General features: G+C 60.5%; 32 protein-coding genes. 14 read left to right on the top strand and 18 right to left on the bottom strand.

The annotated features are described in order from the left end of the window. Positions 1-52: 52 nt before the first annotated feature. The 4 genes from HDEN_RS11305 (at position 53) to HDEN_RS11290 (ending at position 3,335) form a co-directional block, all read left to right on the top strand. The gene (locus HDEN_RS11305) at positions 53-727 is read left to right on the top strand and encodes a TlpA disulfide reductase family protein (RefSeq protein WP_013216250.1); all 675 of its coding nucleotides are present in this window, start codon (positions 53-55) and stop codon (positions 725-727) included. Beyond that, positions 727-1,629: a formate/nitrite transporter family protein gene (locus HDEN_RS11300; protein WP_013216249.1), complete on the top strand. Its 903-nt coding sequence runs from the start codon at positions 727-729 to the stop codon at positions 1,627-1,629. Before HDEN_RS11305 ends, HDEN_RS11300 begins: the two co-directional genes overlap by 1 nt. A gap of 76 nt (positions 1,630-1,705) precedes the next feature. After that, positions 1,706-2,746 (top strand): HAD family hydrolase, encoded by a 1,041-nt coding sequence (locus HDEN_RS11295; RefSeq protein WP_013216248.1) that lies wholly within the window; start codon positions 1,706-1,708, stop codon positions 2,744-2,746. A 214-nt stretch (positions 2,747-2,960) separates the two neighbouring features. Continuing rightward, complete coding sequence (locus HDEN_RS11290) at positions 2,961-3,335, top strand: GIY-YIG nuclease family protein (RefSeq protein ID WP_013216247.1); 375 nt, start codon at positions 2,961-2,963, stop codon at positions 3,333-3,335. A gap of 252 nt (positions 3,336-3,587) precedes the next feature. On the opposite strand, the gene HDEN_RS18575 is transcribed toward HDEN_RS11290, so the two are convergent. From HDEN_RS18575 to HDEN_RS11265, 5 genes are all read right to left on the bottom strand, one after another. After that, a complete protein-coding gene (locus HDEN_RS18575; RefSeq protein WP_013216246.1) occupies positions 3,588-3,716 on the bottom strand; it encodes a hypothetical protein in 129 nt (42 codons plus the stop codon). Between the two features lie 106 nt (positions 3,717-3,822). Beyond that, positions 3,823-4,599 carry an intradiol ring-cleavage dioxygenase gene (locus tag HDEN_RS11280; protein ID WP_245256626.1) on the bottom strand — a complete coding sequence of 259 codons (777 nt, stop codon included), beginning with the start codon at positions 4,597-4,599 and terminating at the stop codon, positions 3,823-3,825. Between the two features lie 105 nt (positions 4,600-4,704). Then, entirely contained in the window at positions 4,705-5,019 is a 315-nt protein-coding gene (locus HDEN_RS11275; RefSeq protein ID WP_013216244.1) for a hypothetical protein, read from the bottom strand. A 106-nt stretch (positions 5,020-5,125) separates the two neighbouring features. Continuing rightward, a complete protein-coding gene (locus HDEN_RS11270; RefSeq protein WP_013216243.1) occupies positions 5,126-6,496 on the bottom strand; it encodes a glycoside hydrolase family 3 N-terminal domain-containing protein in 1,371 nt (456 codons plus the stop codon). Positions 6,497-6,588: 92 nt separating this feature from the next. Continuing rightward, on the bottom strand, positions 6,589-7,791 hold the full coding sequence (locus HDEN_RS11265) for an ABC transporter substrate-binding protein (RefSeq protein ID WP_245256625.1): 1,203 nt from the start codon (positions 7,789-7,791) through the stop codon (positions 6,589-6,591). On the opposite strand from HDEN_RS11265, the gene HDEN_RS11260 reads away from it, so the two are divergent. Then, the gene (locus tag HDEN_RS11260) at positions 7,781-9,100 is read left to right on the top strand and encodes a glycosyltransferase (RefSeq protein WP_245256624.1); all 1,320 of its coding nucleotides are present in this window, start codon (positions 7,781-7,783) and stop codon (positions 9,098-9,100) included. The genes HDEN_RS11265 and HDEN_RS11260 overlap by 11 nt on opposite strands. A gap of 36 nt (positions 9,101-9,136) precedes the next feature. On the opposite strand, the gene HDEN_RS11255 is transcribed toward HDEN_RS11260, so the two are convergent. Next, positions 9,137-9,433, bottom strand: a complete 297-nt coding sequence (locus HDEN_RS11255; RefSeq protein WP_150103247.1) for a DUF3175 domain-containing protein — start codon at positions 9,431-9,433, stop codon at positions 9,137-9,139. Positions 9,434-9,634: 201 nt separating this feature from the next. On the opposite strand from HDEN_RS11255, the gene HDEN_RS11250 reads away from it, so the two are divergent. Further along, positions 9,635-10,888 (top strand): SAM-dependent methyltransferase, encoded by a 1,254-nt coding sequence (locus HDEN_RS11250; RefSeq protein WP_013216240.1) that lies wholly within the window; start codon positions 9,635-9,637, stop codon positions 10,886-10,888. 25 nt (positions 10,889-10,913) lie between these two features. On the opposite strand, the gene HDEN_RS11245 is transcribed toward HDEN_RS11250, so the two are convergent. The 3 genes from HDEN_RS11245 to HDEN_RS18380 form a co-directional block, all read right to left on the bottom strand. Beyond that, positions 10,914-11,630, bottom strand: a complete 717-nt coding sequence (locus tag HDEN_RS11245; protein ID WP_013216239.1) for a lysophospholipid acyltransferase family protein — start codon at positions 11,628-11,630, stop codon at positions 10,914-10,916. A 167-nt stretch (positions 11,631-11,797) separates the two neighbouring features. Continuing rightward, on the bottom strand, positions 11,798-12,334 hold the full coding sequence (locus HDEN_RS11240) for an HD domain-containing protein (RefSeq protein WP_013216238.1): 537 nt from the start codon (positions 12,332-12,334) through the stop codon (positions 11,798-11,800). A 76-nt stretch (positions 12,335-12,410) separates the two neighbouring features. Further along, positions 12,411-12,554, bottom strand: a complete 144-nt coding sequence (locus HDEN_RS18380; protein ID WP_013216237.1) for a hypothetical protein — start codon at positions 12,552-12,554, stop codon at positions 12,411-12,413. A 387-nt stretch (positions 12,555-12,941) separates the two neighbouring features. Here HDEN_RS18380 and HDEN_RS11235 point away from each other — a divergent pair, with 387 nt between their 5' ends. The 3 genes from HDEN_RS11235 to HDEN_RS11225 all read left to right on the top strand — a co-directional run bounded on the left by HDEN_RS11235 (position 12,942) and on the right by HDEN_RS11225 (position 15,747). Then, the gene (locus tag HDEN_RS11235; protein ID WP_013216236.1) at positions 12,942-14,408 is read left to right on the top strand and encodes a phenylacetate--CoA ligase family protein; all 1,467 of its coding nucleotides are present in this window, start codon (positions 12,942-12,944) and stop codon (positions 14,406-14,408) included. Between the two features lie 288 nt (positions 14,409-14,696). After that, positions 14,697-15,191 (top strand): nucleoside diphosphate kinase regulator, encoded by a 495-nt coding sequence (gene rnk, locus HDEN_RS11230; RefSeq protein WP_013216235.1) that lies wholly within the window; start codon positions 14,697-14,699, stop codon positions 15,189-15,191. A 226-nt stretch (positions 15,192-15,417) separates the two neighbouring features. Next, on the top strand, positions 15,418-15,747 hold the full coding sequence (locus tag HDEN_RS11225) for a hypothetical protein (RefSeq protein WP_013216234.1): 330 nt from the start codon (positions 15,418-15,420) through the stop codon (positions 15,745-15,747). 40 nt (positions 15,748-15,787) lie between these two features. Here HDEN_RS11225 and ybaK read toward each other — a convergent pair whose 3' ends face one another. Then, complete coding sequence (ybaK, locus tag HDEN_RS11220; protein ID WP_013216233.1) at positions 15,788-16,267, bottom strand: Cys-tRNA(Pro) deacylase; 480 nt, start codon at positions 16,265-16,267, stop codon at positions 15,788-15,790. Positions 16,268-16,401: 134 nt separating this feature from the next. Here ybaK and HDEN_RS11215 point away from each other — a divergent pair, with 134 nt between their 5' ends. Next, the gene (locus HDEN_RS11215; RefSeq protein ID WP_041921645.1) at positions 16,402-16,584 is read left to right on the top strand and encodes a hypothetical protein; all 183 of its coding nucleotides are present in this window, start codon (positions 16,402-16,404) and stop codon (positions 16,582-16,584) included. A gap of 10 nt (positions 16,585-16,594) precedes the next feature. On the opposite strand, the gene HDEN_RS11210 is transcribed toward HDEN_RS11215, so the two are convergent. Continuing rightward, on the bottom strand, positions 16,595-17,779 hold the full coding sequence (locus tag HDEN_RS11210; RefSeq protein WP_013216231.1) for an NnrS family protein: 1,185 nt from the start codon (positions 17,777-17,779) through the stop codon (positions 16,595-16,597). 109 nt (positions 17,780-17,888) lie between these two features. Then, on the bottom strand, positions 17,889-18,596 hold the full coding sequence (locus HDEN_RS11205) for a Crp/Fnr family transcriptional regulator (RefSeq protein ID WP_013216230.1): 708 nt from the start codon (positions 18,594-18,596) through the stop codon (positions 17,889-17,891). Positions 18,597-18,723: 127 nt separating this feature from the next. Here HDEN_RS11205 and HDEN_RS11200 point away from each other — a divergent pair, with 127 nt between their 5' ends. The 3 genes from HDEN_RS11200 (at position 18,724) to HDEN_RS11190 (ending at position 20,203) form a co-directional block, all read left to right on the top strand. Then, on the top strand, positions 18,724-19,191 hold the full coding sequence (locus HDEN_RS11200; RefSeq protein ID WP_013216229.1) for a membrane protein: 468 nt from the start codon (positions 18,724-18,726) through the stop codon (positions 19,189-19,191). 150 nt (positions 19,192-19,341) lie between these two features. Then, positions 19,342-19,761 carry a response regulator gene (locus HDEN_RS11195; RefSeq protein WP_013216228.1) on the top strand — a complete coding sequence of 140 codons (420 nt, stop codon included), beginning with the start codon at positions 19,342-19,344 and terminating at the stop codon, positions 19,759-19,761. Positions 19,762-19,768: 7 nt separating this feature from the next. Next, positions 19,769-20,203, top strand: coding sequence for a response regulator (locus HDEN_RS11190; RefSeq protein WP_013216227.1), 435 nt, complete (start codon positions 19,769-19,771; stop codon positions 20,201-20,203). Here the strand turns inward: HDEN_RS11190 and HDEN_RS11185 are convergent. Together HDEN_RS11185 and HDEN_RS11180 are read right to left on the bottom strand one after the other, a co-directional pair. Next, entirely contained in the window at positions 20,200-21,723 is a 1,524-nt protein-coding gene (locus tag HDEN_RS11185; protein WP_013216226.1) for a DHA2 family efflux MFS transporter permease subunit, read from the bottom strand. The two genes, HDEN_RS11190 and HDEN_RS11185, sit on opposite strands and share 4 nt — an antisense overlap. Next, positions 21,710-22,636 (bottom strand): HlyD family secretion protein, encoded by a 927-nt coding sequence (locus HDEN_RS11180; RefSeq protein WP_013216225.1) that lies wholly within the window; start codon positions 22,634-22,636, stop codon positions 21,710-21,712. Before HDEN_RS11180 ends, HDEN_RS11185 begins: the two co-directional genes overlap by 14 nt. Positions 22,637-22,884: 248 nt before the next feature. Here HDEN_RS11180 and HDEN_RS18190 point away from each other — a divergent pair, with 248 nt between their 5' ends. Beyond that, positions 22,885-23,319 (top strand): hypothetical protein, encoded by a 435-nt coding sequence (locus tag HDEN_RS18190; protein ID WP_150103246.1) that lies wholly within the window; start codon positions 22,885-22,887, stop codon positions 23,317-23,319. A 40-nt stretch (positions 23,320-23,359) separates the two neighbouring features. Here HDEN_RS18190 and HDEN_RS11170 read toward each other — a convergent pair whose 3' ends face one another. The 4 genes from HDEN_RS11170 to HDEN_RS11155 form a co-directional block, all read right to left on the bottom strand. After that, positions 23,360-23,638, bottom strand: a complete 279-nt coding sequence (locus HDEN_RS11170) for a hypothetical protein (protein WP_013216223.1) — start codon at positions 23,636-23,638, stop codon at positions 23,360-23,362. Positions 23,639-23,662: 24 nt separating this feature from the next. Beyond that, positions 23,663-23,863 carry a hypothetical protein gene (locus HDEN_RS11165; RefSeq protein WP_013216222.1) on the bottom strand — a complete coding sequence of 67 codons (201 nt, stop codon included), beginning with the start codon at positions 23,861-23,863 and terminating at the stop codon, positions 23,663-23,665. Positions 23,864-24,353: 490 nt separating this feature from the next. Continuing rightward, positions 24,354-24,722 (bottom strand): hypothetical protein, encoded by a 369-nt coding sequence (locus tag HDEN_RS11160; protein WP_013216221.1) that lies wholly within the window; start codon positions 24,720-24,722, stop codon positions 24,354-24,356. Positions 24,723-24,854: 132 nt separating this feature from the next. Next, positions 24,855-25,052, bottom strand: a complete 198-nt coding sequence (locus HDEN_RS11155; RefSeq protein WP_013216220.1) for a CsbD family protein — start codon at positions 25,050-25,052, stop codon at positions 24,855-24,857. Positions 25,053-25,078: the final 26 nt, after the last annotated feature.

Raw genomic sequence — 25,078 nt, 5'->3', positions numbered from 1 at the left:
TCAGCCGTCGTGACTGCTAATATACCGTCAAAGTCCATCTAAGGATCATTCGATGTTCAACCCCGAACACCCGCCCGAGATCATCGCGCAACGCTGGCTGAATTCCGACAAGAAGCGCACGCTGAAGGCGGAGAAGGGCAAAGTCATCGTCATCGCGATCTGGCAGTTGGAATGCCCGGGCTCGCAGAAATTCGGCCTGCCGCAGGCGATGCGTCTCCGGCGTGCGTTCGAGGAAGACGAAGTCGCCGTCTTCGGCCTGCACATGCCGTTCGAAAAATTCGCCGAGCAGACGCCGGACAAAGTCGAAGCCTATCTCAACGAGAACGAGATCACGATCCCTGTCGCGCTCGACAAGCCGAACGGCGAAGAATTGCCCGAGACGATGAAAGCCTATGAGCTTCAGGGCACGCCGGCGCTGCTGATCTTCGATCGCCAGGGACGCCTTCGCCGCCACTATCTCGGCGCGGTGGATGATCTGCGCCTCGGTGCGGAGGTCATGGGGCTGCTCATCGAGGACAAGGACAGCCCGCGCGAGATGGCGATCGCGATCGAGCATAAGCTCGGCGCGGCGCTCGTCGATCCGGAAGCGCACCATCATCACGAGCACGGCGAGGCGTGCGGCTGCGGCCACGATCACGGTCATGATCACGATCATCAGCACGAACACGACCAGGGCGCCGCCCACGGCGAGCCGGGTCACGTGCATGGTCCGGGCTGCAAGCACTGATGGCCGACAAAGCGCCGAAGGACGGCGCGTCGGCGAAGAAGGACGAGCCCGGAACTTCGGCGCAAGACCCGCCGCCGGGATCGGGCCTCAGCCGCAAGGAGCGGCAGCAAGTCCGCGAGGGCGTCCGTCATCGCCCCGCGGTCGTTTACGAGATCATTCGCGTCCAGGGCGAGATCGAACTCCGGCGACCGTCGTCGGCGCTCTGGTGGTCGGGCGTCGCGGCTGGCATTTCCATCGGCTTTTCGTTTTTGACGGACGCGGTTCTGGCCGCGCATCTCCCGGCGTCCGAATGGTCGCCGCTGATCGCCAAGCTCGGCTATGCCGTCGGCTTCCTCATCGTCATTCTCGGACATCAGCAGCTATTTACTGAAAACGTGCTGACGGCCGTGCTGCCGGTGATGGCGCGCAAGCAGGTGCACTGGCTGCTGAAGATGCTGCGGCTCTGGGGCATCGTGCTCGCCGCGAACATTGCCGGATGCCTCATCTTCGCGTCGGCACTTGCCTACCTGCCGGTCGTTCCTTCGAACGTCACCCCCGCGCTCGCCGACATCGTGACCAAGGTGATGAGCAACACGCCGTGGGAGATGTTTGCGAAGGGTATCGGCGCGGGCTGGCTGATCGCGGCGCTGGTCTGGATTCTGTCTTCGACCGAGCATGTGGAGTTCATCGTCATCACGCTGCTGACGTATCTGATCGCGCTGTTCGGCTTCACGCATATCGTGGCGGGCAGCGTCGAAGCGATCTACGGCGTTGCGACCGGCATCATCAGCCTGGAAACGGCGGTGTTCCGCTTCTTCCTGCCGACGCTCGCGGGCAACGTGTTCGGCGGAACCATCCTGTTTTCGGTGCTGAGCTACGCGCAGGTGCGCGAGGAAATTTACGCCGACACCTCGGAAAGCTGAACCGCCCGGACTTACGAACGCCACCCGAATCACGCTTTTCTCCGCCCTACAAGTCGAGGCGGAAGCGAGGCGGCCGATGGTCGAGCGGGTCAACAACAAACAACGTCGTCGTACAGGCCGCGACAGCGCTGGCAGTCAGCTCGCTGAACGCGAGTCGCCAGCGCCAAATGATGCTGGCGCTCATTCGCTCGGTGCCCGCAGTAAGCCCGGCGCAACCGGCCCGCGCCGCGAAGCGGCGCCCGGCGCTGGCGGCCGGCTCCGCGAAGCGGAGTCGCCAGCGCCCAACAAAAAAGTCATCGCGCTCGTCTACGACTTCGACGGTACGCTCTCGCCGAAGCCGATGCAGGAATATGCCTTCCTGCCGAAACTCGGCATCGATCCGAAATCGTTTTGGGCAGAGTGCACGCGCGTCTCGCAGGCCGAGCGCGCCGACGCGCTGATCACTTACATGCATCTGCTCTACAAGAAGGCGAAGGAGAAAAACGTGCGCATCGATCGCGCCGATCTCGTCGCGCAGGGCAAGCTCGTGGAGCTCTATCCGGGTGTCGCGACGTGGTTCAACGCGATGCACGCCTATGTGAAGAAGCGCGCGGGCGACAGCAGCATCACGGTGAAGCACTATCTGATCTCGTCGGGCCTGACCGAGATCATCGAAGGCACGAAGATCTACCCGCACTTCGCCAATGTATTCGCGAGCGAATACTGGTTCGACGCCTATGACCTCCCGTTTCCGAAACGGGTCATCTCGGATACCGGCAAGACGCAGTTTCTGTTCCGCATCAACAAAGGGCTCGAGGACCTGAGCCAGAGCATCAACGCGCACATGCCCGAGGCGCAGCGGCCGATCCCGTTTTCGAATTTCATCTACTTCGGCGATGGCGACACGGACGTGCCTTCGATGGCGCTTCTGAAAAAGAACGGCGGGCAGGCGATTGCCGTGCACGGTCCCGACGAGAGCGAAGCGAAATGCGTCGAGCTTTTCAAAGCCGGCCGCTGCGATTTCTACGCCGTCGCCGACTACCGCAAAGGCTCGGATTTATGGAAACGCACGTGCCTCCTGCTCGACCGCATCATCGCGGATGTACGTGTGCGGGAAGAGGTGAGGGGGTTGGGGTGAGGAAGGCCCAAACGGCGTTGTTCAACGATGGCAATTCGCGATTGCGACCTTCGTTAAGGCCACTACAGTCCCACGACGTCATCCCCGCGTAGGCGGGGATCCGTCCAGCCAAGCGACTGTTCATTGGCAGACCTGGACAAATCCCGGACTTCGCCGGGATGACGTCGTCTACAGGCTATGTTGCTCACGCCGTCGAACTAGGACGTCTCGGCCCATGAAGCGCCCGTGTGTCTACATTCTCGCAAGTAAACCATATGGGACACTCTACGTTGGTGTGACCAGCGATCTGCCGCATCGAATGGCGCAGCACGACCAAGGTCTCATCGACGGGTTCACTAAGAAGTATCGCGTTAAGACGCTCGTCTACTACGAGATGCACGAAACTATGGATGCCGCGATCGTCCGTGAAAAAAGATTAAAGCGCTGGCAGCGAACTTGGAAGTATCGGCTTATCGAGCAAATGAACCCGGAATGGAGCAATTTGGTTGATGCAGCGACAGGTGAGATTGAGTTCGGTTCGATAGATGCACCAAACTTAGTTCCAGACTCGCCAAGTAACCTGGATGGATCCCCGCCTACGCGGGGATGACGTTTCGAGAGATGGCGTTCGTATCGATGGATGCGACGATCTTCGGAATTTTTTCGTCATCCTCAGCCGAGTGAGCAGCGCGAACGAAGGCTGGGGATCCAGCGCAAAGCGCGTCGCAGACGCAATATTGAGCCTTCGGCAATTGTAATGCGGGATCCCCGAACAGCCTCACAGGCTCGCCCGTTCGAGGATGACGGTCGTGTGCAAGCAGCGCGCATCATTCAATGCAATAACGCACCTCGGCAGCGCCGCTCACCGCCCCTCGATCTTCACTCCGGGAAGATCAATCTTCACTTTCGTCTGGTTGGCGTCGTAGAGCAGATAGCTCAGCACGCCGACGGCGACCAGAAGCACGCCGATGATGAGCGATTTCGTATCCATCGTTGAGGTCTCCGCGCCGTTCCAAATCCAAATTCGATAATCCAATCGCCACGCGGCCGGACGCAAGTCAAGACGCCGCCGGCTTGATCGTCGGTAGCGATCCGGATCATAAGCCGAGCATGCGCCGGAATATTCCGCGTTCGGCGTGCTCGGCGGCTTGGCCCGTCCGGTCGACGCCGATCAAAAGCGCCGCGACGACCGTTTCGCCATCCTGATTGACCGCCAGCACGGTGCCGCCGCCGTCGCGCTCGCCGCCGCGAAAAATGCGGTCCTCGTCATTGGTCGTGTCGGCGATGGACCGCAATTTGTAGGGCTCGTACGTCGTATAGATGCGGGCGCTGAACTCGTCCGGAAAATACACTTGCGCCGTCGCGACCCGTTTCTCGCCGACGAAAAGCTTGACGTGGATGTGCGGCGTGCGCCCCGGATACCAGCCCGGATAGACCGATTGAAATCTGACAACGCCGTCTGCGTCGGTCATCTGCGTGCCGCGCAGGAAGCGCTCGCCTTTCGTGGAGACGCTGCGGCCGGCGCCTTGGCCCGCGTAGCCGGAATAGAGGCCTTCCGCATCGGCGTGCCAGACGTCGACGCGAGCGTTCGGAATGGCCGCGCATGTGGCCGTCTCGATGATGCGCAATTCAAGACGCAACGGCATGCCCGGCCGCCCGTCGGAAATATCGGATCGCACGAGCTTCGGATCGAAATAGAACGGCCCTTCGACGGCCTGTGGATACAAGCGGCATTGGCCGGGCGGTTGATCTGCCGCCGCCAGCGTCGTCTGATCCGCGTGCGCGGCGCCGGTGAGAACGGCCGTCGCCGGAGCGGCGAGAACCGTCCCCAATGCTTGCCGCCGCGATAGAAATCTTGTCATCAGAAACGTCATGTCCCCAATCTGGAGCTGGGCTGGACGCGTTTCCAGACCGGCTGCCAATGAAGACCGTTGTCCTGTCGGATTTTTGGCGGACATCGAGGCCGAAGCCGGATCACCTCAGCGTCTGCACTTGGCGGTGAGAAGCGGAACCGCGCCGAGCGCCACGAGCGCGCCGCCGCCGCCCGCCAGCGCCACGTTGAGCTGCCCGTCTCCCAAGGTCGCGACGATCGCTGAAAACACCAGCGCGAAGATAGCCGCATCGGCCATCGCGTAGGCCAGCGGCCAGGTGCGCATGTCGGCGGCATCGAACGGTTCGTCGAGGCGCATCAGCCGCAACTTGCGCAGAATGACCCACGCGCCAATGCTGAGCAGCATCAGCACGGGGACGATGACGGCGCTCTGCAGCAGAAATACATGGATGACATCGAGCATGGCGGCTCTCCTTTGCGAGCGCATGTCGGAGCCCGCGCGGAGCAAGTCTTGCACCATCGCCGTTCCGCCGCTGTTCCCCACGAAACAGGCGAGGGAAAGATAGAGGTCAATTCGCCGGAGGCGTGTGAGGCGGTTCCTGCTGCGCATGCTGCGGAGGCGCGGCATGCGGCGGGGAATCGTCCACGAAAACATATTTCGAAAGCCGTTCGCGCGCCTGGATCTGCCGCGCCTGATCGATTTCATTGTTGCTGTCGGCTTCGATCAACGCCGACATGACGGTATCGTAGTAGAGCGCGGCGTCGGAAAGCAGCAGCAAGTCGACGCCCGCGTTGACGGATTTGACCGCCGCGCCGCCGAGCCCGTCCTTCGAGCGCGTCACGGCGCCCATGCCGAGGTCGTCGGTGATCAGAAGGACATCGCCCTCCGTGCGTGCCCGGATGAACGAGTTGATGACTTCGCCCGAATAGGACGCGGGCGTTTCCTTGTCGGCCGCCGTGACGCGCACATGCCCAATCATTGTTGCGATGCCGGGCTTGCCCATGAGACGGCGGAAGGGAAGCCAGTCGCTGAGTTCGAGCTGCGCGGTGGTCGCCGAGATTTCCCCCGTCACGACATGCGTATCGCGCGCCACACGCCCCAAACCCGGGAAATGCTTCAGCGTGCAAATGATGTCGAATTTCGTCAGCGTGTCGCAATACCAGCCCGCGACTTTGGCGACGAGATACGGGTTGCTGTCGATGGCGCGCCAGAACAGCTGCGTTTCGCCGTCGTTGCGGCGTGACGTTCCAAGTCGGAGGTCGACGACGGGGCCGAAGTTCATCGTGACGCCGAGCCGCTCGAGCCCCTGCGCTTGCACCTCGGCATAGGCGCGGACGGCCTTCTCGCGGTCTTCGTCGTTTTTCAGCCTGGCGACGAGCGTGCCGAGCGATGGCTGCTGCTTCAACGGCGGCGACAGGCGCGACACGTATCCGCCTTCCTGGTCGGCGGCGACGATCAGACGGGGCAGTCCTTGCGCTTTGCGAATGTCCTGAAGGCTCTGAATGTCCTTCGCGACGTCGTCGGCCTTGCGGCCGCGAACGTTATGATCGGTGATGAAAATGCCGGCGATGCCGCCCTTCTCGACCAGCGGCCGCACTTCGTCGAAGCGTTGAAACCCGACGATGATGCGCCGTCCGAGACGTTCGAGCCGGGCCGGATCTGATCCGAGAATATCGGCGCGCGTCAGAAGTTTCAGAGGCCGCTTCGGGGGCAGTGGTTGACCGGGGGGCGTGGCGGCTTGTTTTGCAACGGCTGGAACCGCGTTGCGGCGGGCTCGTATGGCGGCGCGATGCCGGGCCTTGTTGCGTGCCCAATACGTTTTCTTCTTCGCCGAGACGTGGCTGCGATACGATCGCGCGTCGGCGGCATCCGGAGGCAGCGCCAGCAGCGTTGCGAGGAAGCCAAGACCTATGACTGCGGCGGCAAAGCTACGGAGCATCACCGCCTATACTAGCCTGCAGACGGATAAGATTGAGGCAGAGCATCGAATTTGGTTGCTTTTCCGATACCAGCGTCACGCAACGCTTAAGATCAATAAATTCTGACTGGAAAATATCGTTGCACAAGCTCCTCGAACCGGCCGGAAGCCCGCACCCGGTCCAGACCTTTGTTGAGCAGGAGCCTGATCTGGGGATCGTTTTTGGGAACGGCAATAGCCAGCCCGTCGCCGAAAAACTTCGGCTCGAGATAGGGCCCGCCGCGCATTTCGCAGCACTGGCGCGAAAGCGTGCCGTTTAACCAGAAGGCGAGCGATATCCCGTCGTCGAAGATAAAGTCGGCCTTGCCCCCCGCCAGCGCTTCGCGCGCAAGGTCGGCATTCTCGAAAACGACGAGCGGGCTGTCGCGGAAAAACGCCTTGAGGTACGCCTCGTGCGCCGTGCCGCGCGCCACCGCGATACGCTGGCCGTCGAGGCCGCTCGGCGTCATCTCGACCTTGGGCGAATCTTTCCGGCCCGCGAACCGGCCCGGCGTATGGAAATAACGGTCGGTGAATTCCACGTCTTTGAGCGCGGCCGGCGTTACTCTGTGAGCGGCGATGACAGCATCCGCTTCGCCGTTCTTTAGCCCACCGAACAACTCGTCCCACGGCCGGGCCTTGATATCGCACGACGTGTTGAGCTCGAGACAGATCGCCCGCGCGAGATCGACATTGAAACCGATCAGAACACCGTCTTCGTCGTAGAAATCGAACGGCGGGAAATCGCTGTCGGTCAGGAAGCGGATAACGACGCGTCTGGATGCGGCCTCGGTCTGCTGCGGCGCAACCCGGGTATCGCTGAGCGATGGGAGTGTCTTTGCATTTTGAGCGACGGCCCAGCCTGCCGAGCTGGCAAGCGCCACGACGAGCGCAGCGCCGAACAGTCGAGGAATGCGCGATCCGGTTTTCATATGCACCGCAGTATACGGAAGGTTTTTCGACGAAAATGAGATTCGCAGTCTTAGTCCCGTTGCTGGTTCTAAACTAGAGCATATACTCCCGCGCGGCCGAACGTCGGAACCCGCCGTCGGCTCGGGGGCATGCATGTCAACGGTGGGGAACGATAAGCCGCGGTCGGCGCTACGGCGACGGCAAAAGCCGCCATCTGCGTCTCCTCCGACGCCGGTGCCTTGGGAATCTTTTTTGCGCGTGATCCGGCGGCTCGACCGCGCGGTCAACGATCTGCGCCGACGCACCCCGGATTTCTCCGCCGCGACTCCGTTTCCGGTTTGGCAGCAAACAGTAATGCTCGCCATTCCGGCGATCTTTACGGCCGCGCTGATACTGGTCGACGAACAGGCTCTGATCCTGTGGTGGGTCGTACTCGCGCTTCCGTTTCTCATGATAGCGACGGTCCGGCTGGTCGCCGTCTGGTACGTTGTCAGGCGGCAGCCGAAACACTGGCGCGGGCCGCTCGATGATCGCCGCTTCGACGCCCGTCTTCCGACGTTTTCCGTGCTGGTGCCGGTGTACAAGGAAGAAGCGGTCGTACCGGGTCTCGTCGCCGCGATGCGCCGTATCGATTACCCGCCCGATCGCGTCGAAATTCTTTTTATAACGGAAGAGCACGATCAGCCGACCCGGCAGGCGCTGCTCCAGAGCAATCTCGCCCAAAACATGCGCGTCCTGACGGTGCCCGCCGGGCATCCGCAGACCAAGCCGCGTGCGCTGAATTTCGCGCTGCAGGAAGCCGGCGGAATTCTCGTAGCCGTGTATGACGCCGAGGACATTCCCGACCGCGATCAGCTTCGGCGCGCCGCTGCCGCCTTCGTCGCTGGAGGACCGCGCCTCGCCTGCGTGCAAGCGCAGCTTACGATTTATAATGCCAAGCAATCATTCTTCAGCCGGCAGTTCGCACTCGAATACAAGGCGTTGTTCAGCGGCCTGTTACCAGCGCTCGCCTTCCTGAAGCTGCCGATCCCGCTGGGCGGCACGTCCAATCACTTTCGCCGCGACCTTCTCCGGAAATGCGGCGGCTGGGACCCGTTCAATGTCACCGAAGATGCCGACCTCGGCATTCGCATTGCGCGGCTGGGCTACGATGTTGCCGTCATCAGATCGGAAACTTCGGAAGAGGCGCCCACGGAATGGCGGACGTGGTGCGGTCAGCGCACGCGCTGGATCAAAGGCTGGATACAGACGTATCTGGTGCACATGCGCCATCCTTTGAGGCTCTGGCGCGATCTCGGAACTTGGCAGTTCATCGGCTTCCAGATCATGATCGGCGGAATGATCCTGTCGATCCTCGTGCATCCCTGGTTTTACGTTCTGATTGTGAACAAAGCGATGAGCGGCGCAGCCCTGATGCCTGCCGGTGCGGCTTTGCAATGGATATTCAGCGCGCACTTGATGATCGGATATGGCGCCGCATGGCTTCTGACGATCGTTACGGCGCGCGGTTCGATTTCCGGGCTTTGGGCCGCCATATGGTTGCCGATTTATTGGCTCGCGATATCGTGGGCCGCCTATCGCGCCGTCATCGACCTGATTTTCAGGCCGTTTCATTGGGAAAAAACCGCGCACGGCGCTGGCGCGAGCCACCGGATCGCACTGCCGAAATCGTGACGGTCGTCTCTGCGTTCGACATATTGGCTTAGAGTTCTAAGCCGGACGGCGGAAAACTTTTCGCAACTCGTCCTTCGCGCGATCCAAGGTATGGCGGCGGCTCTGAGGCAGGTTCTTGCCGGCACGATTGATGTAGAACGTCAGCATCGACATCGCCGACTGGAAAGGCGTGCCCTTGCGACGCCGGCTTCGCAAAGCAGAGCGCTTCAGCGACCTCGCGATGTCCTCGGGCCTGCGCTTATTGAATACGCTGTCTTCCAAATCCAGCGCGTCGCTGTTGCGCGTCACGTCCGCCGACCAGAGCTTGGTTGGCTGCGCGCCGACCGGTGCCAGGCTTCTGGCGAACGTTTCTGGGCAGCTTTTTTCATCATTATCGCCGCTTTACCATTGAGCCGAGGCTCGCGAATACCGAACTATTAGACTTGGACAACAGCATGAGAGGCGCTAGGTTCCTCGACCCGAGACGCCGTGGAACCTGCTGACGCCGCGCAAGGTTCAAATCGCGACGCAGCATTGAATGCTGAGGCGATCGACATGAGGCTCGCACTTCAATCTCTAATCAACAGCTGTGTTCAGCACGGGTCATTGACCCTTGTCTTGCCGAACGGCGAACGGCTGCAAGCCGGTGACGGCTCCGGTACTCCGTTGACGCTGACATTGACGGATCAACGCGCCGGGCGAGAGCTGTTCCTCAATCCGGAGCTGGCTTTCGGCGAGCTTTATACGGATGGTCGACTGCTCGTTTCCGGCGGCTCCATTTATGACGTTCTCGAGCTTCTGGGACATAACCTCGATACGTTGTCGCCGCCGCAGATGGGACGAATTCGCCATGCGCTCCGCACGGCGTTCGATGGCTGGCGCCACCGCAACTCCGAGAAGCTTGCGCGCCACAACGTCCATCATCATTACGACATCGACGATCGCATTTATTCGCTGTTCCTCGATTCCGACCGGCAGTATTCGTGCGCCTACTTCGCCTCCGAAAAGGAAAGCCTCGAAGAAGCACAGCTCGCAAAGAAGCGTCACATTGCTGCGAAGCTCCTCGTTTCGGAAGGCGCGTCGGTCCTCGATATCGGCAGCGGCTGGGGCGGCTTGGCGATCTACCTGTCCGACGTATGCGGAGCGGACGTCACGGGGCTGACGCTTTCCCCCGAGCAACTCAAGGTCGCCGAGCGGCGCGCGAACGAACGAAAACTCACCGACCACGTCCATTTCCGTTTGCAGGATTACCGCGCGCTCGAGCAGACGTTCGATCGCGTCGTTTCCGTCGGTATGTTCGAGCATGTCGGCGCACGCGATTACGACACGTTTTTCAATGTCGTGCGGCGCAGTTTGAAGGACGACGGCGTCGCGCTTCTGCATTCGATCGGCCGCCTGGATGGCAAGAGCCCGACGAACCCGTGGTTCGAGAGATACATTTTTCCGGGAAGTCACGTGCCGTCGCTGGCCGAAGTCCTACCCTCGATCGAAATGTCGGGACTGATCGTGACGGACATAGAGATCCTGCGCCTGCACTATGCCGACACGCTGGCCGCGTGGCGTAGCCGCTTCCTCGGCCATCGTAAGGAGGCGGAAGCCGTACTCGGCGACCGGTTCTGTCGCATGTGGGAGTTCTATCTCGCATCCGCAGAGGCAGGGTTCCGCTATGGCGGACTGATGGTGTTTCAAATCCAGCTGGCGCGAAAACTCGACACGGTTCCGCGCACGCGCGACTACATCGGAGCCGAGGAAATCCGTCTGCGCCAGTCTGAGCAGGCGAGAGCCACTTACGCGATTGCGGCAGAGTAGCGATAAGCGCACACGCGGAACGCGTTCACAGAGCCAAAGGCACATCGCTCGCCTGCTGATCTGACTGCTTCGCCAGTGCGTAGGCGCGCGCCGTAACCGCATTCAGCGAATTTTCGACAGCCAGACGCGCGTTCTCCATCGCCGCGTCATCCGCATCGGCCGCGACGAAAATCGGGTCGCCGCCAACCACAGCAAGCTTCGAAAACGGCATGTTCACCGTCATCTTGCTCCACGTATTGAGCACGGCGTAACGCGACGTCGCCGCCGCCACTGCGATGATAGGCCGGCCGGAAAGACGCGCGAGCGTGACAATGCCGTCTCCAGCAACGCGCGGCTTGGATGCAGGAACGTCGGCCGTCATGGCGACGATCGTTCCCTGTTCCAGAGCGTGATGAGCGGCTCTCAGAGCATAGACACCGCCGCGGTTCTTCTTCCTCCGTCCCGCTCCGGCGCCCCGAATGGCGGAGATGCCGAATTTTTCGAGAACGTGCGCCATGATCTCCGCATCGCCATGTCGCGCGACCATCGCGGACACATTGAATTCGCGCGTATTGAGATCCGCGAGCATCATGAACTGGCCGTGCCACATCGCCATGATGAACGGCACTTGCGCACGCAGGCGTTCGATGAGATCGGGCGGCTCGTGGACGGTTCGAGATGTTGCTTTGACAGTCCGGATGAGGCCAGCCGCCATGGGCGCCGAAATTTTTGCCAGCAGCGTGGTTCGAAGAAGTTTCTTCATCTGAGAAAGGGTGCAGTGTGGAGCCGAAAAACAGTGAATGTTAGTCGTCTAGGACTTCCGAATTCAACCGCCTTTAAACCTCTGTTGGATATGATCGACATTTGTGCAACTCGGCATTTTCATGATCGTAAGGCTTGGATCGCGGCGCAATAAAGCCGTCTTCCCACCTAGGATTCCATGCTCTGTTGTTGGCTTGACGGAACGTCTTGCATCGCTTCCCGAAACAGCGGAAGCCGCATGATCCGGTCGCCCTCTTCATCGGCCATCATCTGCAGCGTCTGCTTCTTTTCGAGAATGTACGCAGGTGCGGAATCGGCGTCGTACGCCACGATGTAGCGCGTGTTATCGATGAGATCGGCAAGCTTGATGAGCTTCGCCTCCCACGGCGCGCGCGCAAGCCGCCACGCCGACATGAGTTTGCGGACCTTCCGTGTGCCGTGATCGTCATCAGTCAGCCAATAGACGAGCCGCGCCACGTCGGTGCCGAAGCAGTCGATAATCTCGCCTATGCTGGTATCGGTTTTCTCGACCGTATCGTGCAGATACGCGGCTGCAATGATGACCGGCTGCGCAATCTCATGACTCCGCAAAATCTCAACGACGCCCTCGATATGCACCGTGTAGGGAAGGGAATCGTGTTTCCGGGTCTGATGCCCGTGCTTGCGAGCCGAAAAAGCCTGCGCGTTTTGAACCAACGATGTCATTGGCTCTCAAATCCATTTATCAGCTTGGGCACAAAGGCCGATCCGGCGAGTGTCAATACCGGCGCATTTCCTGTCGTCAAGCGATCAGCGCAAATCCCAATCCGATCATAATGGCGACTGTGGAAAGCAAAAACGCGGAGATCAGCACGATGAGCAGAAAATAGCCGTCCGAACCGTCGTTCTCGTCCGTGTTTAGCTGATGCTTCAGTAGCTTGTGCATTGTCGGAGCTCAGATCGCCTCAAACTGGCAAGCAGGCGTTTCAAACGTCGGCAGGCCGGTGGAGTTCCCCCTCGCACCCCGTGCCAAAATTAATGGCGCGAACGTATTGCGCACATGCATCGCGGGGCGGGGGCCTTCGTCCGCGAAATACGCTGCGCAATGTCAGCCTTCCGGTGCCGTGCGTTTGGAAAAAAACATCGTTGCTCAGGAACTTGCGGGTGGCGGAATGCGTGGGGTTAGGCGCGGGCCGCAACACGGCAATTCACTCAATTGGAGCAATCACGCACAAATTCAATGCAGGTATGTCTGTCCCCGGCGCGTTCGCCGCAAGACCGCCGTGCCAGGTCGTAGTATCGATAAGTTCAGTCCGATTGAGAGGTTTTCCTGATGGGCGTTTTGACTGCGGCCTCCGAATTGCTGGAACTCAGCACGACGCTGCACAAGCTCATCCCGCCTCGCACTGGCGATGTCGACCGGACGCTGGAATTGAGAGAGCAGAGGTTCCGCCGCGTTCTCCGTTACGCCAATGCAAATTCGCCTTTCCATCGGCGGCGGCTGCAAGGCCGAGACCTCGAAACCTGCCGGATCGAAGATCTGCCGACTCTCAGCAAACCCGAGATGATGGCCAATCTCGATGACGTCTTTACTGACAGGTCGCTTCGCCGTGCGGACCTCGAAGCCTTCATGGCCGATCACGCCAATCTCGGCGTATACTTCAAAGGCAAATATGCGCTCTGTCACACATCAGGCAGTCAGGGTCAGCCGGCGCTGGTCGTCCAGGACAAGCACGCGATCATCACGAGCTTTGCGGCGCAGTTCGCTCGTGGCAACAAGATCAAACGCAGATTCCTGCCGCACATCGGGCGACTCGTAAATCCGGCGCGCATGGTCATCATCACGCAACGGCCGGGATTCTATCCGAGCAGCACGTTCTTCAATTATTTCCCGCGCGTCGCCACGCCCTATATCAAGCTGCAGCGCATGTCCGTCTTCGATCCGATCGAGGAGATCGTGCAGCGGCTGAACGATTTCCAGCCGACCTTCATCACGGGTTATACGAGTTCGCTGGAATATCTCGCGCGCGAGCAGGAAGCGGGACGGCTGAAGCTTCGCGAAGGCGGCAAGCTCGAGCAGATGAACAGCATGAGCGAGCCGCTGCCTCCGGCCGTCGCCGAACGCATCGAAACCGCTTTCGGCGTGCATGTCACGAACAGCTACAGCATGGCGGAATGCATGGCGCTCAGTTGCGGCTGTCCTGTCTGCCGCGGCAGCCATCTCAACAGCGACCTCGCAATCCTCGAAGTCGTCGATGCGGACAATCGTCCGGTGCCCAAAGGCACGCCGGGCAGCAAGGTTCTGCTGACCAATCTCTACAACCTCGTGCAGCCGATCATTCGTTACGAGATCGACGACATCGTCACGATGAGCGAGAGCCCATGCCCATGCGGAAATCTTTTGCCGCTGATCGAGTCCGTTGGCGGCCGCGCGAAGGATCAGCTCTGGATCGAGGTCAACGGACAAAGCCGCGATTTGCCGATCTACGTTTTCCTCGCGGCGCTCGATAACGAAACCAATCTCGCCGAGCACCAGATCCTTCAGACCGGGGTCAATACCTTCGTTCTGCGCGCTGCCGCCCAGGCCGGCAAAGAGTTGTCGGCGGAGCGATTGCGCGCCTACGTGCATCAGTCGCTTGCGAGCGAAGGTATCGCCGATATCATCAAGCTCGACGTTGAGCTGGTCGACAGGATCCTGCCGGATAAGTCCGGTAAGGTCAGCCGCGCGAAGAATTTATATGGCCAGGCTTCCGACGCAGGCCAATCGGTCTCCGCGGCCTCATCATGTGCCATCGCCTGACGAACCTGATCGGCGGAGCTTGCTCCGTCCCCCCGGCTTGACAAATTTCAACAAGCGCCCAATTTATCGGCATGTCCAAGGTTCGCGCCACATTTCTTCGGATTCACCGGCTCGCGGAAGCGTAGCCCCTGGTGCTCGGCCGTGCGCGCCCCGAGCCTAGGGGTACGTGCTTAGCCCGAGCGGAGCGCAGCCTCTCCCGAGGCATCCCAAAAAAAACATCGATGTGACCTGTCCGGCGCAGCATCTGCGCTGGATTATCCGCATGTCATTTCAGGAAAGATAGGACGCATGGTCCAATCAAATGAAGGCGCCGCGAAGCCTCGTATTGTCGTCAGCGACACGGATTTCAAGCGGCTGACCGATCTCGCGCTCGGCGCTACCGACCGGTTTCCGGAGGTTGCCCAAGAGCTTGAAATCGAGATGGGCCGAGCTGAGGTCGTGCAGGCGGCATCGGTTCCCGCCAACGTCGTGCGCATGGACTCGATCGTAGAGTTCCGCACGGATTCCGCGCAGCAGCGGCGTGTGAAGCTTGTCTTCCCGGGGGAAGCCGACATTTCGCAGGATAAAATTTCTGTCCTGACGCCAATTGGCGTGGCGCTCATTGGCCTCGCTGCCGGTCAGTCGATCACCTGGACCGCCCGCGATGGCAAACAGCATACGCTGACGGTCATCGCGGTCGAACAGCCAGGCGCCGCTGCGAGCATCGTCGCGTTTGCCGATCGGAGAAAAGCTGCTCGATCGGCGCCGGCTGACGATGATCCCGAACCGCCGCGAGCCGCCTGAGCGCGCAAGGAAAATTTCTCGGCGTGATCAAGCCATAGGTTAGGGCGCGTGCATCGCATTCGCCCTTTTTCGGCTGCCGCGTTTTCTCGCTCCGGCCTACCGGCCCAACGGTGACCCGTACGCCGCAATTCACGAAATTCTTGCGCGCGCGAGCATTCTCAAATTGACACCGCAACCTGGGCATGGAGCTATCCGCCCAATATGTAAAACGGGGAGTATCCTATTCATGTATCGACATTTGTGTGTTGCACTGCTCATCGGCCTCGGTATGGCGGCTCAGACGACCAGTGCCGATGCGCGCTGGAACCAGCGCGGCGTGTGCAAGCCGGTTTTCGAAGGCGTTGCAACGGGCAAGGGATTGTTCGGCGAGGGCAGCGCGCGTGCGCGTCAGGCCGCCGTCGACAACTGGGAAGCCGCCGTGGAGCACCAGTACGGCCGCGCCTTCGCTAACTTTGACCGTGCGGCGAACGTGCGCTGGGATTGCGCGAAGAATGCTCTGATCACAGCGAAATGCGTCGTGCTTGCGCGCCCGTGCGCATCGCGCATCAGCGGCTAAGATAAGATCTGCCGAAGTCGGCGCGCTGATCGGATCGGCTTCACGCCGTTGCGATCAGCGATGCCGCCTTGGCACCAAGAACCCGGACGATCTGCTTCGGATCGAGCTTGATCTGAAGCCCGCGCTGGCCGCCGTTGACGAAAACGGACTCGAGAGCGAGCGCTTGCTCCTCGATCACGGTCGGAACGCTGCGCCTTTGCCCGAACGGGCTGATGCCTCCAACCTTGAAACCAGTGATGCGCTCCGCATCGGTGGGCTTCATCATCTCCGCCGACTTCGCTCCGAGCGCCGCAGCGAGTTTCTTCATCGAGAGTTCGCAGTCGGACGGCAGAATTGCACACGCCGGTTTATTGTCGGCCATGATCATGAGAGTCTTCAGGACCTGAGCAGCCGGCACGCCGAGGGCGAGCGCCGCCTGAACGCCGATACGATCCGCGCCGGGATCGTAGTCGTAGGACTGCAACGCATACGTGACGCCGCTGCGGTCCAGCATTTCCGTCGCGCGGGTCGCTTTTGACATTTGGCGTTCCTGAAGGGCTTGGTCGGCCGCTGGCCGGAGGAGACTTGATGGCGAGGCGAGAGCTGGGCAATCTGCCGCCAGCTACGCCATGTGAGTCGGACGCATTTCTGACGTCAACCGGAGAGAGATCGGAAATGACAGCTTGGATCTTTGCAGCCTTGGCGTTCGGAGCGGCGGCCGCGCTCCTCATGACGCGCAGACGGCGCACGGAAAAGCGTGAGTTCGACGAGCGAAGCGACGTCACCAAGATCGTATTAGCCGCCGACCGCCGCCGCAAGGATGCCAACGCCGCGGTGCGCTTCATGCGCGAGAAATGAGAGCGGCGACCTAGCGGAGCCTATCTGTACGTGGCGCTAACAGCATCGGGCCATAGTAGGCGACGAAGATTCCGAAGCTCGCGATCCACAGCACGCCGGAAAGCGAAATGAGCGGCGCGTAGAGAGATGGCAGGCACGCAGCTGCTATTCGCGTCAGCGTCGCAAGCGTGATCGCGGCATAGGCCGTCGTCGTGATCGCGTCCGCGTGAAGCATACGCCCGGTGTGCCCGAGAGACACCCGGCTCATCACGGCAAGCACCATCGTGCCCATGGCGCCGGCTGTCAGTGCGTGGATGGCCGCCGGTTCCGGAACGTGGTCGCCAAGGATACTGGCTCCGAGAAGCGCCGCGCCGACGACGATCCAGAAATAGCCCACGTGCAGGATCGCCAGCAGCGGCTCCGCCGTGGTTGCGAACCCACGCCAGCGCAGCAAGCGCACGCCATTCAGGGCAGCCGCAGCCAGCAGAATGGCCCCCGATGCGATAGACGCGGGGAAAAACACCCAGCCCAAAAGGCCGAGCGCCAAAGTCGCGACGGCAACGGCGTCGAAGCGGCCGGCGGCAGAGGGGAGCTTCTCCGCTTTGCGCATCATCAGCCAGTTGCGCGTAAAGGCTGGGATAATTCTTCCGGCGATCACCGACATCAGGAACACCACCGCCGTGATTCCGAGACGCCGTCCGACGCCTGACGGAACCTGAACACCCAAAGCTTCGAGATGCGTAAGAATGTTCGCAATCAGAAGTACGGCGATCGGCACCGGCATGATGAGATTGCGATAGTTTCCGGCCAGCACGATCTCGCGGGTCACGACGAGTCCGAGCGCCAACAGAAATACGCTATCGACGGCGACGCCCATCCAGACGGGCAGCAAAGCCGACGAAAAACAGGCGATCCGCCCGGCCACCCAAAGCGTAACAAGACCAATCAGCGGCAGTCCACGGACCGGCGCGCGCCCCGTCCAGTTCGGAATGGCCGTCAAAAGAAATCCCGCGATCGCCGCAGGGATGAATCCGAACAGCATCTCATGCACGTGCCAGTCGATCGGAGCGAAACGGCTCGGCAACGCTAGACCTTGCGTCAGAACGAGGACCCAAACAGCCAAAGCCAGCACCGACCATAGGCTGGCAGCAAGAAACAGCGGACGAAATGCGATCGTCCAAACCGTCATGCCTTTTTTGCCTGCGACCGCCGCCATTTGCACCGTGCGTCCCTTTCTGAGTTTCGACGGGAAATCCGCTTCCCTGCCTCACGGATAGGGGCATCGATACGGACTCGCTTTGTTGCTCCGCAAACGGCGAGGCAACTCAGACGGTCTCGTTGTCGCCGATGCGCTGGATCTCGGAAATCTTCGCAATCGTCAGATGTTGATCGCGTGTCGCAAGCCAGCCGGCCTTTTCCCAAGTCGTCAGGACACGGCTGACGGAAAACAGCGTCGTTCCGCAGATATCGGCGATGTCCTTGCGCCGTAACGGAAAACTGATCTTCACGCCGTCTGGAGTATCTCGGCCCGCCTGCTTGGAGAGGCGCAGCAGCGTATGGGCAATCCGCCGCTCGACCGGCTGCGTGGCGAGTTCGCGCAGCCGGTTCTGCGCTTCCTGAATGCGCTTCCCGACGATTTTGAGCGCGTTGATCGCGATCTGCGAATGGGCGCTCATGAGCTTGAGCAGATCGGCTTCGCTCCAGCTGAACTCGATGGCATCAGTTAATGTATCGGCGTCGGCCGGATACTTGCCATCGGTAAACAAGGCCACCGTGCCGAACATTTCGCCAGGCCCGATGAAGCGCACGACGATCTGCCCGCCGTCGCTGCCCGTCTGCGCAATCCGGACGCTGCCTTCGACGAGGAGATGCGCTCTGACGTGGCCGTCGCCCTGATTGAATATGCGGGTATCGCGGGCCAGAGCACGGCAACGGGTAACTGCGATCACCTCGTCGAGAACGGACGGTGAAAGTCCCTCGAATAAAACGAGCGATGACAAGTCGTTGCGGGAAAACTGTGGGCCGGGCTTCATTGTGAAACCACCCTAGCCGCTTCCTCTCGCTCTGGGGAGGCCCTTTGCGCCAACGCAAATGGACGACCCGGGGAACGACCTAGCCTGCGTGCACCCGTAGGCTGAACCGGTAAACGGCGGTGACATGATGAACGACGTGATTTTAGCCCGCGCGCTGCATGTCCTTGCTGTTGTGGTTTGGATTGGGGGCGTTGCAATGGCAACTAGTATCATCATGCCGGCGGTCCGCCGTGGCGATCTCGGGCCCGACCGCGTCAAGGCCTTCAGCGCTATCGAAAGCCGTTTCAAATGGGTGGCCCGCGCGATGGTGGTGATCGTCGGCCTGACCGGGCTCTATATGGCTGAACGGCTCGAGATTTGGGACCGCTTCATGTCGGCCGGGTTCTGGTGGATGCAAGCGATGGTCGTCGTCTGGCTGCTATTTGCCTTTGTGCTGTTCATCGCTTCGCCGTTCATCCTGCACGGCCGGTTCCGGCGCTGGGCAACCGAGCGGCCGGAATTCGCCTTCTCCTGGCTCGAGAGGGCACACTGGGTGCTTCTTGTGCTTGCGCTGATTACGGTTTTTGGCGCCGTAGCCGGAAGCCACGGCTGGTAGTGATCAAACTGCGCAGCCGCCGTAGGCAAGCAGCCGAAATTTCAACGCCTTCTGAATAACGTCGCGGGTGGAGGAACCTTTGCCCACCTTGACGCATTGAACGCCTACCCACCTGGAACGCTAAGTCCGGGAATGGGGATGAGGGTGTAGATGGCGGACGCGGCTCTTGCAGAAATGAGGGGGGCCTCACCGAATTTCCGGATACTCCTGGTCGAGGATGAGATTTTGATCCGCCTTGCGATGGCGGATGATCTCCGTCTTGCCGGGTTTACTGTCGTTGAGGCGTCCAACGCCGACGAGGCCCTGAATGTTCTGAACACGATGCCTGACATTGCGCTCATCGTGACGGACATTCGCATGCCCGGACGCATGGACGGAGTCGGTCTCGCGAACTGGGTGCGCAGCAACGCACCATTGGTCAAAATCGCGATCGCTTCGGCGAGCATCGAAACCGGCATGGATCGAGCCTTCGATGCCGTTTTGAGCAAGCCCATCATGCCGTCGCATCTGATCGCAAGCGTACGAAAGTTGCTGCCGCGTGCGGAACAGACGGACGAAGAAACTCGTTAGTGTCCCTGTGAGCGAACCGAACCTAACAAATGTCGACGCGACGGTGCTTGTGATTGAGGACGACATCCTCATCCGCATGCCGATCGCTGCTTACCTTCGCCACTGCGGGTATCGTGTGATCGAAGCATCCGGCAGCGCGGAAGCTTTGACCGTTTTAGATCGCACGGATTTGAAGATTGACGTCGTTCTCACCGATTGTGAGTTGGAGTCCGGCGCCGGCGGTTTTGCGGTCGCGAGGTGGATTCGCGACAACCGGCCGAATATCGACGTCATTCTCGCAGGCTCGCCGAAACGCGCGGCTGAGCAGGCTGGCGAACTGTGCTCGAAAGGCCCGCACCTCAAGCGGCCGTACGAACATACGCAGGTCGAAATGGAAATCCGCACGTTGTTGGAAGGTCGTCGGAAGCATTCGCAAGAGTCGGAAACATCCGGCTCCGCTTAAATCGGAGAACGCCTCGGGGCGTCGCCCTGCTTCTTCAGAAGCAGTACGAGCGGGATGAGCAGCAGGAAGCTCAGCGTCACGAAGCCGAACGCTTCCAGGAAACCGATCATCGTCGCCTGCCGGCTGAGTTCCAGCGCCAGAACCTGCATCGCGCTCGGATCTGGCACAGTAAGCCCCGTTGCGTCCTGCCACTGCGCCAGCGCCGGGTTATAGGGATCGATCCCGGCGCCGAGGGTCTGCCAATTGGAATGGCTGGCACGCGTCAGCACGGTCGCGGCGATGGCGATTCCGATCGAGCCGCCGATCGTGCGCGCGAGATTGAAGATGCCAGCCGCCTGGTCCGTGGCGTCTTGCGGCAGCGTTTGATACGCGAGCGTGGAAAGGGGCACGAAGATCATGCCCATTCCTAGGCCTTGCACGATGCCCGGCGCGATCCAGAAAACGTCGACATCCAGATTATACCACGTCGTCGCGTACGTGCCCGCGGCGGCAAGCGTCAGGCCGATGAGCACGAGCCATCTGGGCTCGAACCGATTGATGGTCGTGGCGACGAACACCATGCCCATCGCGACCGCGATGCCGCGCGGCGCCATCACAAGGCCCGCCGTGCTCGCAGGATAACCGAGCAGATGCTCGAGGAATAACGGCTGCAACGCAATCGTGCTGAGCATTCCGACGCCGAACGCCATGATCATGAACGTAGCCGTCGAGAGATTATGGTCGCGCAAAAGGCTGAGCTTCAAAATGGCGTCGGACCGCTTGTAGCTTCTGACCGCGAACGCGACGAGGCAGAACGTTGAGACGAAAATTAGCGCGATGATGAAATTCGATTGCAGCCAGTCATCGCCGTTGCCGCGATCGAGCAGCATCTGCAGGCTGCCGACGCCGACGGCGAGCAGCAGCGCCCCGATCCAATCCGCGACCGCGCGCGATTTCGGAGTCTGCTTCAGAAACACGAGGATCATCGCCAGATTGACGAGGCCGATCGGCACGTTGATGTAATAGACCCACCGCCAGCCCAGATGATCGGTAATGAAACCGCCGACCGTCGGGCCCATGATCGGGCCGAGCAGAATGCCGATGCCCCAGATAGCCATGGCCTTGCCACGGTTCCGCGCTTCGAACGTGTCGACCATGATGGCTTGCGAAAGAGGGACGACGCTCGCACCGAACGCGCCTTGCAGCAGCCTGAAGATGACCATTTGCGCAAGCGTCTGCGCCTGGCCGCAAAGCATCGAGGCAACCACGAAACCCGCGACGCTCACGAAGATGACGCGCTTGCGTCCGAAGCGCGCGGCGAGGAAGCCGCTCGTCGGAATGACGATGGCTTCGGCAACGATATAGGATGTCAGAACCCACGTGATCTGATCCGGCGTCGCGCCGAGCGCACCCATCATGTGGGGCAACGCGACGTTGACGACGGTCATATCGAGAATGACCATCAGCACCGCGAGAAGTACGGCCGATGCAGTCAGAACCTTGCTGGCCGTGCTCTCAGAAGCGGTATCACTGAGCGCCACTGCTGGAGCCCTTGCTCGTGGTGTCGACGGTCACCGCTGCCGAGGCTCCGATCCGAAGCTCCGGATCCCCTGCCTTCGGCGTCAGTCCGATCCGCACCGGGAAGCGCTGGGTTGTTTTCACCCAGTTGCCCGTCGAGTTCTCCGCCGGCAGAAGCGAGAATGACGCGCCACTGGCTGGGCTCACGGCTTCGCCGTTGAATTCATGCGACGGATAGAGATCGATCGTCACGGTGGCTTTCTGGCCCGCCGCGATGCGCGACAGGTCGGTCTCCTTGAAGTTCGCGTCGACCCACCATTTCGACGTGTCGATGAGAGGGAAAAGGCTCATGCCGGCTTTGGCGATCGATCCCGGCCGCACGCGGACCTTGCCGATGATCCCGTCAACCGGCGCTTTGATCGTTGCATGATCGAGTTCGAGGCGCGCCTGATCGACGCCAGCCTGTGCCTGATCGACGTTGGCTTTGGCTGCAGGCGACTGCGCCGCTGGACCGGTTGCCTGCTGTTGCGCGAGCGTCAGCTTCGCGTCCGCGGCTTTGAGCGCAGCTTCGAACGGTGCGGGATCAAGCCGAACCAGAACGTCGCCCGTCTTCACCGTGGTGAATTCCTTGGCGTTGACCTCGGTCACAAGTCCGGATGCGAGCGGAGCGATCGGAACGATATTGGCCTGGATGTAGGCATTGTCCGTCGACGGATGAAGCGCGGAATGTTGCCAGTAAGCGTAACCAGCCGCGATCGCCGCGATCGTCGCGACGAGACCTGCGATCGCCGGCCAGCTGCGCAAGACGTCTTTCTTCTGAGCCCCAGCAGTTGTTGTCGCCGCCGAGGAGGGATTGGCGTTGGGCCGAGGTTTCTGTCCTTGCTGCATTTTCGCGTTCTTTTGATTTTGCAGCACCTTCGAAGATGCGTCTTGCATGCGGGCCTCGTTCGGCTTGTTTTCGGCAATCGCTAAGAAACAAAAGATGCCGTTAGTTCAACGGCGATCTTGAGAGTATAGAGCGGAGAATATGAAGACGTTCATGACGCGCTCGGCTTTCTATACTTCATCCCGGCCGATGGCTGGGATCTATTCGTCGCATGGTGTCCGGATAATGCCCGGCCGCCGGGAACCTTCGGAGCGTCACTTGCGTCTAGCGTCGGTCAGACGAATGGGAGCCCCGTCCGATGCCGCGCGCTTCAAATCCAGGTCGCCACGATCAGCCTGATAACGCTTTTTGGCGTCACCGTGCTCGAAACATCAGGGCTTTCCTGAATACGCGTATCTTCCGCCGCCAGCAGCCGGCGCCGTCCAAATTAACGCTTTCAATTGCCGCGGGCGCCAGTGGAAGACGCAGCCGATTGCAAACGTGCTGCGAGCGAGCACTCGACGCTCACACCGTCGAGGACGCAATCTTCTGGCATAGTGAAGTGATTAACGAGCTATCGGTCGAAATTTTTTCAATTCCAGCGACTTCGTTGCCGCAAGCGAAGAAGGAGCGAATGCTTGCGGAGTTGACCGATCTGCAAAATCGGCATGGCGCCATTCTTCACCGTTTGACGGGAATTGTTGCGCGCAACGAACAGCTTGTGTGGCAGCCCGCTTCGATCTGCAAAAAGTAGAGACGCCCTGGCCTCACGGCTGTCGCGCCATCGCCGCGCGTTACCGCGTGAACACTTTGTCCATGAGGGCTTGCCGGCGATGTGATTTGGCGCGCTGCTCGTCGCTTCCGAGTGATGCGCGAACCTCATTAAGCTTCGACTTGAGCACCTCGTAATCGGCTTCGATGGCAGCTTTCGCCAAGCGGATCTCGCGAAACGTGCGCTCATTCGAAGGATCGGAACCGCGGGAAATATGCGCTTTTTGCAGGCGGCCGACTGACTGCATGAGGTTTTCCAGGCGCGACAGACACGTCGCTATCGCAGTCTCAGGGTTGCCCATCGGGCGTCGATCTCCGGCTTGATATCACGCGGCCTTCGAAGCGCGAAAATCCGAGGCATAAACTTCGTCGAGAACCTGATGCAGCTGGTGGCGAGCCTGTTTTAGATGCTCCGAGCAATCCTCGCGATTGACCGTCGCCGAGAGCGCGCCTTTTTTGAGTTCGCGTTCCAGATCGCAGACGGCTTTGAGAACATGATAGACTTGATTGATCGCTTTCGTACGCATGACGCGCTCCCATGTCGTTTGCTTCGCTAACGGTGCAACGCGCGGTCAGGTTCCGCTTTGGGCGCGAGCGCGCGGCGCGACAGGGCACCCGAAATCTTGATCACAATGTCAGTGCCGGCCGCAACTCGGCCGCATTTGAAATCCGACGTGCAAAGAACCAACGCAGGCTCGCAGCTCGCGAGCGATCAACGGAATGCCGACGCCATTATCTGCGTTCCGTGCACCTCCCCGTTACCCGGGGGCGGCGGGGAGGTGTGTTGCCGCGCTGGATCGCGCCGCCATCGCATCCAGCATCAGCATCATGAGACCGCCGATAAAAATACCCCGGCGGACGAAGCCGCCGGGGCTACACCAGCTAGGAGATTGCCGGGCTGGAGAGCCCTGGCAGAAACCATATTGATCCAAATGCTGGCGCCCCGCGAGCCGTGAATCGGCCAGCTGTCCATCAAGCCTATGCCTTTCGTACTATACGCATCCAAGTCGCCGAGAACTATTGGCGCATGCAGTATTTCGTATCGGCAATGGCTTCGGCTTGTTCCAGCAGCGCTTCCGCGATGTCTTCCGCTTGCGAAACGGTGAGACCGTACGCTGGTTCGTCTTCGAAGCGAAGCATGACGACGGGCTCGTGGCGTCCGTGTCCGACGGCATAGCGCGTGGGAAGTTTCGTGAGCCGGCCGGCTCGCGCTGCGTCCGCAGGCACGGCTTGCGACGCGATCGCGATAAGCGCGGCGAGCGCGTCAGGACCAAGGCTCACGGTTTGAACTTGTCCCGCAGCATCCGAAAGCGCGATTTCCAGACGCGCGTTTGCCCCATCCATCTTGGAGTTGGCAATCATGTCGGCGAAAAACGTCTTGGCCATCGCTGCTCTCCCCACCATCGGGAGAATCGCTAACAAGATTCGCGCTGACTGTGTGGCGCACGCCGATCGGACTCACAAAAAAGAAAGGCCCGCGAACGGACCCTTCTCTCGAAAACTGGGGACAATTACGGATCAGAGACCGTTCGACCAGTTGTCGATTTCCTCTTTCGCCTTGTCCTTGGCGTAGCCATATCGCTGCTGAAGAACGCCTTCGAGCTGTTCGCGATTTCCGTTGACGCGAGCAAGATCATCATCGGTGAGATCGCCCCACTTCTCTTTGACCTTGCCGGTGAACTGCTTCCAATTGCCTTCGATACGATCCCAATTCATTTGCATCCTCCTCTGTTGCGACAACT

The organism is Hyphomicrobium denitrificans ATCC 51888 (assembly GCF_000143145.1).
GTDB classification, from domain to species: domain Bacteria; phylum Pseudomonadota; class Alphaproteobacteria; order Rhizobiales; family Hyphomicrobiaceae; genus Hyphomicrobium_B; species Hyphomicrobium_B denitrificans.
This window is presented reverse-complemented; position numbering and strand designations above follow the sequence as displayed.

Excerpts from the sequence above, each read along its gene's own strand:
- ybaK (WP_013216233.1), bottom strand. The coding sequence starts at position 16,267 with ATGTCAAAAGCGACCCGCGCGACGGAAATGCTGGACCGCAGCGGCGTC.
- HDEN_RS11305 (WP_013216250.1), top strand. The coding sequence starts at position 53 with ATGTTCAACCCCGAACACCCGCCCGAGATCATCGCGCAACGCTGGCTG.
- HDEN_RS11195 (WP_013216228.1), top strand. The coding sequence starts at position 19,342 with ATGGCGGACGCGGCTCTTGCAGAAATGAGGGGGGCCTCACCGAATTTC.
- HDEN_RS11300 (WP_013216249.1), top strand. The coding sequence starts at position 727 with ATGGCCGACAAAGCGCCGAAGGACGGCGCGTCGGCGAAGAAGGACGAG.
- HDEN_RS11250 (WP_013216240.1), top strand. The coding sequence starts at position 9,635 with ATGAGGCTCGCACTTCAATCTCTAATCAACAGCTGTGTTCAGCACGGG.
- HDEN_RS11200 (WP_013216229.1), top strand. The coding sequence starts at position 18,724 with ATGAACGACGTGATTTTAGCCCGCGCGCTGCATGTCCTTGCTGTTGTG.
- HDEN_RS11235 (WP_013216236.1), top strand. The coding sequence starts at position 12,942 with ATGGGCGTTTTGACTGCGGCCTCCGAATTGCTGGAACTCAGCACGACG.
- HDEN_RS11165 (WP_013216222.1), bottom strand. The coding sequence starts at position 23,863 with ATGCGTACGAAAGCGATCAATCAAGTCTATCATGTTCTCAAAGCCGTC.
- HDEN_RS11275 (WP_013216244.1), bottom strand. The coding sequence starts at position 5,019 with ATGCTCGATGTCATCCATGTATTTCTGCTGCAGAGCGCCGTCATCGTC.
- HDEN_RS11280 (WP_245256626.1), bottom strand. The coding sequence starts at position 4,599 with ATGACGTTTCTGATGACAAGATTTCTATCGCGGCGGCAAGCATTGGGG.
- HDEN_RS11155 (WP_013216220.1), bottom strand. The coding sequence starts at position 25,052 with ATGAATTGGGATCGTATCGAAGGCAATTGGAAGCAGTTCACCGGCAAG.
- HDEN_RS11225 (WP_013216234.1), top strand. The coding sequence starts at position 15,418 with ATGTATCGACATTTGTGTGTTGCACTGCTCATCGGCCTCGGTATGGCG.
- HDEN_RS18190 (WP_150103246.1), top strand. The coding sequence starts at position 22,885 with ATGCCGCGCGCTTCAAATCCAGGTCGCCACGATCAGCCTGATAACGCT.
- HDEN_RS11290 (WP_013216247.1), top strand. The coding sequence starts at position 2,961 with ATGAAGCGCCCGTGTGTCTACATTCTCGCAAGTAAACCATATGGGACA.
- HDEN_RS11295 (WP_013216248.1), top strand. The coding sequence starts at position 1,706 with ATGGTCGAGCGGGTCAACAACAAACAACGTCGTCGTACAGGCCGCGAC.
- HDEN_RS11180 (WP_013216225.1), bottom strand. The coding sequence starts at position 22,636 with ATGCAAGACGCATCTTCGAAGGTGCTGCAAAATCAAAAGAACGCGAAA.
- HDEN_RS18575 (WP_013216246.1), bottom strand. The coding sequence starts at position 3,716 with ATGGATACGAAATCGCTCATCATCGGCGTGCTTCTGGTCGCCGTCGGC.
- HDEN_RS11170 (WP_013216223.1), bottom strand. The coding sequence starts at position 23,638 with ATGGGCAACCCTGAGACTGCGATAGCGACGTGTCTGTCGCGCCTGGAA.
- HDEN_RS18380 (WP_013216237.1), bottom strand. The coding sequence starts at position 12,554 with ATGCACAAGCTACTGAAGCATCAGCTAAACACGGACGAGAACGACGGT.
- HDEN_RS11260 (WP_245256624.1), top strand. The coding sequence starts at position 7,781 with ATGCTCGCCATTCCGGCGATCTTTACGGCCGCGCTGATACTGGTCGAC.
- HDEN_RS11215 (WP_041921645.1), top strand. The coding sequence starts at position 16,402 with ATGACAGCTTGGATCTTTGCAGCCTTGGCGTTCGGAGCGGCGGCCGCG.
- HDEN_RS11245 (WP_013216239.1), bottom strand. The coding sequence starts at position 11,630 with ATGAAGAAACTTCTTCGAACCACGCTGCTGGCAAAAATTTCGGCGCCC.
- HDEN_RS11240 (WP_013216238.1), bottom strand. The coding sequence starts at position 12,334 with ATGACATCGTTGGTTCAAAACGCGCAGGCTTTTTCGGCTCGCAAGCAC.
- HDEN_RS11210 (WP_013216231.1), bottom strand. The coding sequence starts at position 17,779 with ATGGCGGCGGTCGCAGGCAAAAAAGGCATGACGGTTTGGACGATCGCA.
- rnk (WP_013216235.1), top strand. The coding sequence starts at position 14,697 with ATGGTCCAATCAAATGAAGGCGCCGCGAAGCCTCGTATTGTCGTCAGC.
- HDEN_RS11160 (WP_013216221.1), bottom strand. The coding sequence starts at position 24,722 with ATGGCCAAGACGTTTTTCGCCGACATGATTGCCAACTCCAAGATGGAT.
- HDEN_RS11205 (WP_013216230.1), bottom strand. The coding sequence starts at position 18,596 with ATGAAGCCCGGCCCACAGTTTTCCCGCAACGACTTGTCATCGCTCGTT.
- HDEN_RS11270 (WP_013216243.1), bottom strand. The coding sequence starts at position 6,496 with ATGCTCCGTAGCTTTGCCGCCGCAGTCATAGGTCTTGGCTTCCTCGCA.
- HDEN_RS11265 (WP_245256625.1), bottom strand. The coding sequence starts at position 7,791 with ATGGCGAGCATTACTGTTTGCTGCCAAACCGGAAACGGAGTCGCGGCG.